The sequence below is a fragment of the Alteromonas sp. DY56-G5 genome (assembly GCF_041414725.1).
Lineage (GTDB): Bacteria > Pseudomonadota > Gammaproteobacteria > Enterobacterales > Alteromonadaceae > Alteromonas > Alteromonas macleodii.
The window spans coordinates 16,361-27,117 of sequence record NZ_JANHZQ010000050.1 but is presented as its reverse complement, the minus strand read 5'-3'; the positions used below and the strand labels follow the sequence as shown (position 1 = coordinate 27,117).

Sequence of the window (10,757 nt, the reverse complement as noted above, 5' to 3'; positions counted from 1 at the left end):
GAACACTCCGAATTTCACTATGCCTATTAGATCAAAGCCCCAGACTTTCGTCTAGGGCTTTTTCAACAGTCTGAAGCAGGCTTAGCCTGCTTTTTTTGTACTTGTGAACAACGCTTTCACCATGACTTACAACTCAAAAGCTGAAGTAAGCCACCGTCTCACTGCTCGAACTTCATCCATTTCGCGGCCGAACTCCAACCAAATGTAATATGGTGTTGCCTATGCGCAACATTTCCTATGTGTTGCTCATATGTATTCTCGTTAATAAGCTCCTAACCTACTGTTATTAATAGTTTATTTTTTGTTGGCACAATGATTGATACACCTCTTTATAGTTACAACAAGGAGCAAGGGGTGTTATTGATGACCACGTTAAAAAACAAGGTAAGTCCTTTCTACGCGCGAATTATTAGGCGCTCATTCTCTACGTCATTAGTTATGGCCGCTCTTGCAACACTCTCAGCTTGCGACGCACCTAATGTTGATGTTGCAGCACAAGATGAAAAGGCTGCTAAAACGGCTGCTAGTACAGTTTCAGAAAGCCCAGTAGATGAGCAAAGTGAAATGTTTGCTTATCTGGATGAGTCCGACTTAATTGATGCCTACTACGAGGTTAAGTAATTCGCGGCTAATCCTTCTTACACACTATCGATTCTGCCACGGTTATCGCTGGCAAAAGCTTATGGCAACTATCGATAGTACCAGTTTGCGGGCAACGGACTGCTCGCCTTTTATTTATAAAGCCGCGCTCTGGATAAAGCTAAAGCGCGGCTTTTTTATGTCAATAAACGTATATCGCCGTTTATTAGTCGACACCGTTGAGCTATAAGTCTTTAAAAGCTGTTCTTAGTAGCTATGTATTGCACTAACCTTAACGATAAAGTCATTTAAAGGAATTGCTATGTCGACAGAAAGTAACTACACACCACCAGAAGTTTGGACTCAGGCTGAGGATGATGGCAACAAGTGGGCCAGCATCAATCGTCCTGTGTCCGGCGCTACCCATGAGAAGGCTCGTCCTAATGGTGAACATGGTTTGCAGCTATACTCGTTAGCTACGCCTAATGGCCAGAAAGTTACCATCATGCTTGAAGAGTTGTTGGCAGCTGGCGTGAGCGAAGCAGAATACGACGCTTGGCTGATTAACATTGGTGAGGGCGATCAGTTTTCTTCTGGGTTTGTTGACGTCAATCCGAATAGTAAAATTCCTGCTATGGTCGACACGACAACGTCACCAGAAACCAAGCTATTCGAGTCTGGGTCAATCTTAGTTTACTTGGCGGAAAAATTCGGTAAGTTCATTCCGCAAGACGCCCATGCAAAGGCGGAATGTTTCAACTGGCTGTTCTGGCAGGTGGGGTCAGCGCCTTACTTAGGCGGTGGTTTCGGGCACTTCTACAGCTATGCGCCATATCCAATGGAATATCCTATCAACCGCTTTACCATGGAAACTAAGCGTCAGTTAGATGTGCTAGACAAGCACTTAGCAAACAATGAGTTCATGGCAGGTAGCGAGTACAGTATCGCTGACATGGCTATATGGCCGTGGTACGGTAATTTAGTGCTCGGAAATCTGTACGATGCAGCCACTTTCCTTCAAGTGCACGAGTACACCAATTTAGTCCGCTGGGCTAAGCAACTAGAGCAGCGAGAAGGCGTTAAACGTGGCCGTATTGTCAATAAGACCTGGGGTGACGATGGTCAGTTAGAAAACCGCCACAGCGCAAAAGATATCGACGACGCACTCACCAAAGCCTAAATAATGGGGTCAGAGTACATTTAATTTGGGGTCAGAGTACATTACTTTGGTTAATCGCCTTTTTAGCATCAGAATGGCTAACGAAAGGCATCAACATAAAACGGGGTCAGAACCTACTCTGGCCCGGTAGCTTAAAAAAGTACTCTGACCCCAATTTTCAGATGAGCTCTGCCACAATCTTTAAGTAGGCTTGTTGAAGTGGAGTGAAATCCCACTCATTCAGGGGCTCATTGAATTCAAAGTTGCCCACGCGGCCTCGCCAGCGTTTGTTAGGCACTGCAGACCAGCTTTTCATATACACCAGCTTGCCATGAAGGCAGTGCAACACTTCAATTTGTGATGGTTCGGTATCGTTGTATGTTACTCTTTCAGAGACTATAGCGCCTACTTCACAATCTTGGTCGAAAAACACAAAGCCGCGATAGCTGCCGTTTTCTGTAATGGTAATGAGCGATGCATATTCTTTGCTCTTAGATACTTTTCTCAGCGCAGGCAAATAGCCATCGACTCATTTTATTTGAAGCCCCTGTGATTTGTTGTGCCACTGCCATCCTGAGCTGCCCATAAAAGAAAGCTCGTTATTTTTATCATTGAAATGGCTTAATGTTTCAAAGGTTTTCCAAGACGCAAAAGTAATCAAGCACAGCATTAAAAAACCAGTAATGAAGATGAGTGGTTTTGTCATGTCTCAAGCCCTTAGCATTAGACAAACTTTTGTCTCTTTAGTTACGGACAAAGGTCAAAGCTAGACTTTTATTGCAAAAAAGTAATACGCAGAGAGATAAATGTGCTGCGGCCTTAAAGCGTCCTTGTGCTGGCTTAATAACAGGAGAGACGCCGCTTAACACTTACCTGACATTAAATACAGTGACTCTAAAAAGCCTCGCGTATTTGCTGTCTCGATAACACCACATCAATGCATTCTAAGCATAAAACTAATTTTGGACAATGATTCAGTAATTACGATTAGAACTATCGATTTTGTTTACTTTAATTGCTTTATTGAATCAGCGATTATCTGTTTAAACGAAAAGCGTGATTAACACCATTTCTTTAATCACGCATTGACACCCAATTTTAGTAAGACTAAAAATCGGTGAGAAATAAACAGAAGGAATTCGCAATGAGTAAGTGTCCATTTTCAGGTGCAGCTATAAATCCTACTACGCTAACGTCTAGCAATGGTGCGCCCGTTGCTAATGATAATCAGAGCCGAACAGCGGGGCCACGCGGGCCGGTGACTTTCGACAACCATTATTTGTTTGAGAAGCTTGCGCACTTTAACCGTGAGCGAATTCCAGAGCGTGTAGTTCACGCAAGGGGCAGTGCAGCATATGGCACCTTTACGCTAACTAAGAGCTTATCTGACTACACTATTGCAGACTTCCTGCAAAAAGAGGGGCAAAAAACCGACGTGTTTTTGCGCTTTTCTACTGTAGGTGGTGGTCAGGATTCAAGTGACTATGCCCGTGATCCTCGTGGTTTCTCAGTGAAGTTTTATACCGAACAGGGAAACTGGGACATGGTAGGAAATAATACTCCGGTATTCTTCTTACGAGATGGCATTAAGTTTCCGGACTTCATTCACAGTCAAAAGAAAAACCCGCGAACGAACTTGCCGGATCCGCAGGCCGTGTATGAGTTTTGGGCGAACAACCCTCAGTCATTACACCAATCGACAATTTTGATGTCTGATCGCGGTATTCCACTTTCATATCGCCATGTGAATGGCTATAGCTCTCATACGTTGAGTTTCTGGAATAACGCTGGCGAACGCTATTGGGTGAAATGGCACTTTAAAACTAACCAAGGTATTAAAACGCTAACTAGCGAAGAAGCGGCAAAGATGCCTGCTTATGGCGCTCAGCAAGACTTGGTCGAAAGCATTGATAACGGCGAATTTCCATCGTGGACCGTGAATGTGCAGATTATGAATGAAGAGGAAGCGCGTAATTACCACATTAATCCGTTTGACCTAACGAAGGTGTGGCCGCACAGCGACTTTCCATTAATTGAAGTAGGTCAGTTGGAGTTAAACCGTAATGTTGATAACTACTTTGCAGAAACTGAGCAAGCAGCGTTCGCGCCGAGCAATTTGGTGCCGGGTATTGGTGCGTCGCCAGACAGAATGCTTCAAGCGCGACTAATTGGATATCAAGATGCGCACAGATACCGCATTGGTGCAAACTACAACCAAATACCGGTAAACGCGCCTCGTTGTCCAGTGCACAATTATCAACGAGATGGAGCCTTTGCGGGAATTAACCCAGCACTTGCAGGAAGTGGAGCCAACTTCTATCCAAACAATCGCGCGCGAGTTGGTGAGCCGGCAGAAGCACCAGAGGTTCAAGAGCCGCCTATGCCGCTAGAGCAAGACGCATGGTTAGATATTTACGATAACCGTGACGAAGATAACTACTCACAGGCCGGTGCTCTTTACCGCATTATGAGTGAAGATCAAAAACAACAGCTGGCAAACAACATTGCTGACGGCTTAAGCCAAGCAACGAAGGACGTGCAAGAAGCCATGTTTGTGCAATACGATCTAGCTGATAGTGACTATGGCGAACGGGTAAGAAAGGCGGTAATAAATAGGTAGTAATTGTGGGGGGAATCAGAGTTAATTAATGAAAATTACTCTGATTCTTTTTATTCGAGAAATATTTACAATTTTAAAGGTAAGAACGCCTGTATATTTTGAAATAAGAGTTACGGCAGCGATAAAACGCATTTCCTTTCATTATCTGTTATCAGCCTGTAAGCCTTATGGGCTCTGCGATAGATAATATGAAGTTTCAAATGGGCCCATGGTTTGCAATTACAAAGATATTAAATGACTTTAACTGACGAAATAAGGAGATACATCATGTTACGTTGGGCTTTAATATTTTTAGTTGTCGCATTAATTGCAGCGGTTTTAGGATTTGGTGGAATTGCCGGCTCTGCAGCGGGTATAGCCAAAATTATATTTGGTGTTTTCGTTATCTTACTGATTATTTCAGTAGTAATGAATTTGGTTAGGGGCAAAAGTTAAGCTATAGCCAAATTTGAACTTTATTCAAAGACGATACAACGGTCAGAAAAAACAGCTGTTAGCCGTTCAATAGGCAGCTGTTATTTTTCTTTCGTCGTATCGGTGAATAAATTTATCGGAGATCATCATGAGTAATAAACAGCTCATTACGAATGTAGGCATCGGACTCGCCGCAGCGTCTGCAGGGATTCTTGCGAGAAAAACGCTGCAAAAGTCTTGGGAAAAGGTAACTGATCAACCTACACCTAAAGATAAACAAAGCGAAAACACAGACCTTAAAGAAGCCGTTACTTGGGCTGTAGTGTCTGGCATTGGAGCAGGTCTTGCACGGATGGCTGTTCAATATGCACTAGACAAGCGTAATCCAAAATAACACAACAAGATTGTGCTATTGAGTAGCTACAAGGGCGTAAACGTGCAGGCGAACGGCTTGAAGCGCACGTTCTTTCCAATTATTCCAGGTAATACGGTTGCTGATTTCATGCTGATTCAACGTAATATAACCATGATTTAGTGCCCATACCTGCATAGCCACATCTTGCTTTTCTTCAACAGACAAGTCTTTTTTAATCAACGCCATGGTAAGCTTGGTTAGCGTGATAAAGGCTTTTTCACCTGCCGCTATTGCCTCATTTGAAGGGGTATAGTCTTTCAAATTAGAAGCGAAAATTAACTGGTAATGAGCCGCATGGGTTTCTGAAAACGTTAAAATACGCTCGCAGCCATTAATCACCTTTTCTGCCGCAGTATTGCCATCTGCCGCCAACATTTCACGTTCTACTAGTTCGAAACCTTCAATGTAGAGCGCATCTAAAATACCCTGCTTACCCTTGAAATGGCTATAGATGCCAATCGTGGATATACCGGCGCCTTTAGCAATGGCGCGAACACTCAGTGCGTTAGTGCCACCTTTTAAAAATAGCGCCGAAGCGGCATCTAAGATTTTTTGTCGGGTATCTTTTTTCATTGAGTCATCATTTGTATGTTGGCAATATAACACTGGTATGAAAAGCGATTTTGTAACGTTGTTATATTTCTTGTTTTACATTTAACCTGCTGGTTCACAGGTCTTTTATAACAACACTATAGACGACAAATTATATATTTACCTGTTCTTTGAGTAAGCATCGATAGCGCGCAGAGCCACGTTGTCACGATGCTGCAACAACACGATGCCGCAACAACACGTTGACTCACACATACTGATTAAAATAATCGGTGACCTTAGACCATAAATGCTGACATTTACGGGAGAAAAACTTCATGTGACCTATTTCTTTTACGTCATAGGCCTGTGGATCTAGCTCCTCAACTTCTGCTTCCATATTGGGGAAAACGCTAATCATATCGTGAACGTTATGAATATTAGCAATATCGTCGTCGTTGGCGAGCAGCCATTTAGAGGGTATCTGAATGGTGTCGTAGTGATGCTGGTTAACATCACTGCCAAAGCCTGTTTTTACGTAGCCTTTACCGTTACACCATTTTTGCCACTGGCGGGCCACTTTTTTAGGTAGTGGCTCTCCCATGCCGACCCACTGAGACTTAGTATGGCCGAACAGTAAATTACTCACGGGAATGTAGAAATTCATGAAGAAATGGGCATTTAGCAAATAGCTTTTACGCATGTTCCTCAGGCTGCCCGAGGAGCTACCAAAATTACAAAAGGCAGTGAGGTCGTGCACATTATGCATCAAACCGAGCAGCTGACCACCAGCACTATGACCAACAAGAAAGTAGGGGACGTTAGGGAAATGAATTTTCAATGTCTCTAGCACCGCTGGCATATCTTGCTCGCCCCATGTTACCAACGACGCATCGCTTTGTTTAACGCTGCTTTTTACCGAACCGCCAATACCTCTGTTATCGAAGGTGATAACACCAAAGCCTTGTTCACATAAATAGGCGGCAAAAGCGCTGTAGAATTGCCTTTTTATACCCGTTGCAGGGCCAATCATAATTGCAGCTATAGCGGGGTAATGTGGAGTAAAAAGTGAAGCTGCTAGATGAGTACTATCTTCACAGGTTACTTGAATGTCCTTTGTCATCGTCTTGCTCACAAGGCATACCTTAGTTTTCGTTATGCTTCTGGTCATACCAGTAAAACGCCGATTGTTAAGATTTGCAATAATATGACTATTTCAATTTCTGATAATTACACATGTTGAGCGCAAGTCGCGATTTTCACGTTTTTATGCGCGTGCTTTTGCCGTCTTAACCCAATGCTCAATAGGAGCCGGTTTTCCAAATAAATAACCTTGGAAAATATTGAAACCCATGTCTTTAAGTACACGCAGCTGCGCCTGTGTTTCTACCCCTTCGGCAATGGTCTGCATGTCTAGACTCTTAGCGAGGTCTAGAGTCATCTTAACAATCTTGCGATGTCGTTCAGACGTTTCTACTCTTTCTACAAACTCTCTATCTACCTTTATAACGCTAGCAGACATATCAATAAGTTGGGAAAGTGATGCGTGACCAGTGCCGAAGTCGTCAATAATAATGGTTGCTCCTACATTGGCTAACGACGTTAGGCGTCGCTTAGTCTCGTAATGGCTGGCTAATACAGACGTCTCTGTTAGCTCTAATTTAAGGCGTTCTCCGAGCTCAGGGCTCTCTGAGAAGCGACGTAATAGCTTTTCATAAAAGAGGTCGCTAAGTAGTTCTGGCCCCGATAAGTTAATCGCTAGGGGGACCTTGGGTAGGTTGCTAGGCCACTTGTCTAAAAGTGCCAAGGTGCCATCGATAATTTTTTGTGTGAACAGTACTTCCCATTTGTTTTCTTCCACCAAAGGCAGAAACTGAAATGGTTGAAGAACAGTACCAGACTTTGGCTCTTTCAATCTTGCCAGCACTTCGTAGCCCACCGTAACGCCATGGAGCGACACCTGAGGCTGCAAATACAAAGCAAGACACCCATTATCAAGAAGGGCCTTTACCTTATCTTTTTGTTGCGTATTTTCTCGAATAGTCTTCACTGTATTGATACTAAATGAGATGTACGGCGCGAATTCATCGCTTTGGCTTAGCGCTATTGCGCAGCACTCGGCGGCCGCATCTAAACTAATTTCACGACTGGCATGATAATGCCCCGCTCGCCATTTCAGCATATGTTCTACAGTGCCTCGCGCTGAGTTGATAACCATGCTGGTGGGCAATCGACGCTCAAGATAATGTTCTATACTTTGTGTTGAAAGATGTTTGCCGTTTACGATAAATAAGAATTTAGCGCCAGGGAATTGGTATACCGAGACATCATTTGTAAATTCGCTTTTTAAAAGTGACGCTACGCTTAAAAGCAGCTGGTCACCTTGACTGTAACCGTATTGCAGGTTTACTTCTCTGAGGTTAGCCAGTTTCAGCAGGACAATATGTCGATTTAAAATACTCTCGCTCGACTCCGCTATTTTCCAAAAGTGATGGTTTTTCAGTCCCGTTAGTTCATTAAAATAGTGCTTCTCATACTGCTGCTTCTTGAATGCATCAAACTCCATCAAGCTTTTCTTATTGGCGGATATATCATGGCAGTGGATAAGTTGTTTTTTGTGATGCTCAAGGCTAGCAGGTTGAAGCTTAAATTCTCGTTCGGGTGCGTTAAAAATGGAAGCGTGTTGGTTTACGCCCTTTGTAATGGGGTGAGATAAAGAGAAGAGATCTTGAATATATTCACTCTCTGGGCGGTACTTTTTGACTAGCGCTCTTGCAGCCTTGTTAGCCTGAATTATGCGTCCTTGTTCGTCACAAAAGAAAGACGGTGTACCACCATTGTTAAAAATTTCCTGATAACGGCTAACAAGTTTATTAAGCTTTTTGCTTTGTAATAAATTGTGCTCAGACTGTTTTTCTAATGACGACATGACCCGCAGTACAGCCATTGGAATGCAGAAATTGAAAAACAGGAAAATTAACGATGCTAAATACGTGTGGGTATCCGGCAATGTAATATCAATGCCGAACAAAGGAGATACTTGCGTATTGTTCAGCAGTAAATAATACGGAATGAGATTGAATAGCATGGTCGCAATGGATGCTTTCACCCCATACAAAACTCGAACAATAATAGGCAGCGTAAACAGCAAAAGTAAGCCATAACGCGCTGATTCTAAATCTATTGTGAAGAAGAGTATGCATAGTGAGGCTCCAACTACCGCTAAGACTAAGCAAGCAGAAGCGATCTTTATATGCTTCAAGCCTATCGAAAGTGTGGCGAAGAGAAAGGCAGTGAAGCCCAGCGTTAAGTACATAACATAATAAAGTTCCTGTACATACGCAGTATATGAAGAGTGCGCCACGATGGCCGAGGTAAGGACAACGCCAATGAGCAGAATAGTGCGCAGCACACTGAGGCGCCACACGTCAGCATCGGTGGTTCTTAGGTTATCTTCATCAACTAAAAGATAGTGTTTTAAAATTCTTATTGTTCGAGAAATCACTAGTAAACCGCTGACGTTTAAATAAGTTCAATACTAGAGTGTTGCAAATAATTCACCGGAGTGAATGGTTAATATAACCCTTTGCTAATGTGAGTGGTAGCAATAAACATAGTCATAACACTAATATATTCAATATGATATAAAAAGGAGAGGGAAGTTTCCTTACTAATTAACAATAAGGAAACGTCTTAATTGATTGAGCTTAGTGCGCAGGGCCTTATACCGATAAAGTGAATACTTTAGAATTACGCTGGAAGTTATATAGCTCTTTCTTTACGGCAGGTAGCGCACTTATGTCAGCAGGTTCAAACCCTTGCTCCAAAAACCAGTGTGCGGTAACTGTGGTCAGTACAAAAATACTGTTAATACCGGCTTCTTTAGCACGGGTGCGCACTTCATCTAAAATCCGTTCGCCACGGTTTTTGCCGCGATAGTCTTGGTGGGTCGCCACACAGGCTAGTTCGGCACAACCGTCTTCGGGGTATAAATACAAGGCTGCACAGGCGATGATCATGCCGTCGCGCACTATCACTATAAACTGGTTAATTTCGTTCTCTAAACGCTCACGAGAACGCTTTACCAATACGCCGCTTTCTTCTAGCGGTTTTATCAGCTTTAAGATACCGCCCACATCTTCGATGGTCGCTGCACGCAGCTGTTCGTAATGATGTTCCATTACTAGCGAGCCTGTACCGTCACGAGTAAACAGTTCTTGTAGCAATGCGCCATCCTTTTCAAAGCTGATGCAGTGGGCACGGGGAACACCTGCAGCAACGCTGGTGGTGAGGGCGCTCAACACCGTATCTTCAGTGGTAATGTCGCCTGCCATGATAAGCTGTTCTAATTGAGGGCGTTCAATGGTGCGAAGTAAACGACCTTCGCGGTTGTATACACCATCAAAATTCGAAAATACGATCAGTTTGTCAGCTTTAAGGGCAATCGCCGCCTGCGTGGCCACATCTTCGTGAGACAAGTTAAACACTTCTCCCGTTGATGAATAGCCCATAGGCGATAGCAGCACAATTGAGCCATCGTTTAAGTGATCGTTAATGCCGGTGGTATCAATACGGCGCACTAAACCGGTGTTTTCAAAATCAACGCCGCCCCGCACGCCCATTGGCTTGGCAACGACTAAGTTGCCAGAGCACACGCGTATTTGCGAGCCATGCATAGGCGAGTTTGGAAGCCCCATAGTCAATAAGGCTTCTACCTGAGAGCGTACCGAGCCGGCGGCATCTTTAACGCACTCAAGGGTTTGTTTGTCGGTAATGCGTACACCGCTGTCAAAGCGACCTTCGATGTTGCGAAGGGCAACGCGCTGATCAATCTGTGGGCGGGCACCGTGCACTACGACCACGCGCACGCCTAAGCTGTTAAGTAGGGCAATGTCGTGAATAATATTAGGGAAATTAGGATGTTCGATGGCTTCGCCACCGAACATCAAAACGAAGGTCTTTCCCTGGTGAGCATTAATATAGGGCAGTGAACTGCGAAACAGTTTTATGCCGTCATGATGCGCTAATACCATCTAAGC

General features: G+C 43.8%; 11 protein-coding genes. 5 read left to right on the top strand and 6 right to left on the bottom strand.

Annotated elements, in window-relative coordinates:
- Positions 1–363 precede the first annotated feature (363 nt).
- Together NO989_RS18660 and yghU are read left to right on the top strand one after the other, a co-directional pair.
- Entirely contained in the window at positions 364–621 is a 258-nt protein-coding gene (locus NO989_RS18660) for a hypothetical protein (protein ID WP_014975481.1), read from the top strand.
- Positions 622–901: 280 nt separating this feature from the next.
- The gene (yghU, locus tag NO989_RS18655; RefSeq protein WP_014975482.1) at positions 902–1,759 is read left to right on the top strand and encodes a glutathione-dependent disulfide-bond oxidoreductase; all 858 of its coding nucleotides are present in this window, start codon (positions 902–904) and stop codon (positions 1,757–1,759) included.
- 157 nt (positions 1,760–1,916) lie between these two features.
- Here yghU and NO989_RS18650 read toward each other — a convergent pair whose 3' ends face one another.
- Together NO989_RS18650 and NO989_RS18645 are read right to left on the bottom strand one after the other, a co-directional pair.
- The gene (locus NO989_RS18650) at positions 1,917–2,255 is read right to left on the bottom strand and encodes a hypothetical protein (RefSeq protein WP_371343005.1); all 339 of its coding nucleotides are present in this window, start codon (positions 2,253–2,255) and stop codon (positions 1,917–1,919) included.
- 12 nt (positions 2,256–2,267) lie between these two features.
- Entirely contained in the window at positions 2,268–2,444 is a 177-nt protein-coding gene (locus NO989_RS18645) for a hypothetical protein (RefSeq protein WP_371343003.1), read from the bottom strand.
- A 438-nt stretch (positions 2,445–2,882) separates the two neighbouring features.
- On the opposite strand from NO989_RS18645, the gene NO989_RS18640 reads away from it, so the two are divergent.
- The 3 genes from NO989_RS18640 (at position 2,883) to NO989_RS18630 (ending at position 5,166) form a co-directional block, all read left to right on the top strand.
- Entirely contained in the window at positions 2,883–4,358 is a 1,476-nt protein-coding gene (locus NO989_RS18640; RefSeq protein WP_371343002.1) for a catalase, read from the top strand.
- Positions 4,359–4,625: 267 nt separating this feature from the next.
- A complete protein-coding gene (locus NO989_RS18635) occupies positions 4,626–4,793 on the top strand; it encodes a DUF1328 domain-containing protein (RefSeq protein WP_014978132.1) in 168 nt (55 codons plus the stop codon).
- A gap of 127 nt (positions 4,794–4,920) precedes the next feature.
- Positions 4,921–5,166 carry a DUF4235 domain-containing protein gene (locus NO989_RS18630; RefSeq protein WP_014978133.1) on the top strand — a complete coding sequence of 82 codons (246 nt, stop codon included), beginning with the start codon at positions 4,921–4,923 and terminating at the stop codon, positions 5,164–5,166.
- A gap of 15 nt (positions 5,167–5,181) precedes the next feature.
- On the opposite strand, the gene NO989_RS18625 is transcribed toward NO989_RS18630, so the two are convergent.
- The 4 genes from NO989_RS18625 to argA form a co-directional block, all read right to left on the bottom strand.
- The gene (locus NO989_RS18625; protein ID WP_371343001.1) at positions 5,182–5,760 is read right to left on the bottom strand and encodes a TetR/AcrR family transcriptional regulator; all 579 of its coding nucleotides are present in this window, start codon (positions 5,758–5,760) and stop codon (positions 5,182–5,184) included.
- A 226-nt stretch (positions 5,761–5,986) separates the two neighbouring features.
- The gene (locus tag NO989_RS18620; RefSeq protein WP_371343006.1) at positions 5,987–6,841 is read right to left on the bottom strand and encodes an alpha/beta fold hydrolase; all 855 of its coding nucleotides are present in this window, start codon (positions 6,839–6,841) and stop codon (positions 5,987–5,989) included.
- Positions 6,842–6,985: 144 nt separating this feature from the next.
- Complete coding sequence (locus NO989_RS18615) at positions 6,986–9,223, bottom strand: EAL domain-containing protein (RefSeq protein ID WP_371342999.1); 2,238 nt, start codon at positions 9,221–9,223, stop codon at positions 6,986–6,988.
- Between the two features lie 217 nt (positions 9,224–9,440).
- Complete coding sequence (gene argA, locus NO989_RS18610) at positions 9,441–10,751, bottom strand: amino-acid N-acetyltransferase (protein WP_371342997.1); 1,311 nt, start codon at positions 10,749–10,751, stop codon at positions 9,441–9,443.
- Between the last annotated feature and the right edge of the window lie 6 nt (positions 10,752–10,757).

What these genes read in the sequence shown, in the direction of transcription:
- NO989_RS18660 (WP_014975481.1), top strand. Translation starts at nt 364, where the DNA reads ATGACCACGTTAAAAAACAAGGTAAGTCCTTTCTACGCGCGAATTATT.
- yghU (WP_014975482.1), top strand. Translation starts at nt 902, where the DNA reads ATGTCGACAGAAAGTAACTACACACCACCAGAAGTTTGGACTCAGGCT.
- NO989_RS18645 (WP_371343003.1), bottom strand. Translation starts at nt 2,444, where the DNA reads ATGACAAAACCACTCATCTTCATTACTGGTTTTTTAATGCTGTGCTTG.
- NO989_RS18640 (WP_371343002.1), top strand. Translation starts at nt 2,883, where the DNA reads ATGAGTAAGTGTCCATTTTCAGGTGCAGCTATAAATCCTACTACGCTA.
- NO989_RS18635 (WP_014978132.1), top strand. Translation starts at nt 4,626, where the DNA reads ATGTTACGTTGGGCTTTAATATTTTTAGTTGTCGCATTAATTGCAGCG.
- NO989_RS18630 (WP_014978133.1), top strand. Translation starts at nt 4,921, where the DNA reads ATGAGTAATAAACAGCTCATTACGAATGTAGGCATCGGACTCGCCGCA.
- NO989_RS18625 (WP_371343001.1), bottom strand. Translation starts at nt 5,760, where the DNA reads ATGAAAAAAGATACCCGACAAAAAATCTTAGATGCCGCTTCGGCGCTA.
- NO989_RS18620 (WP_371343006.1), bottom strand. Translation starts at nt 6,841, where the DNA reads ATGACAAAGGACATTCAAGTAACCTGTGAAGATAGTACTCATCTAGCA.
- argA (WP_371342997.1), bottom strand. Translation starts at nt 10,751, where the DNA reads ATGGTATTAGCGCATCATGACGGCATAAAACTGTTTCGCAGTTCACTG.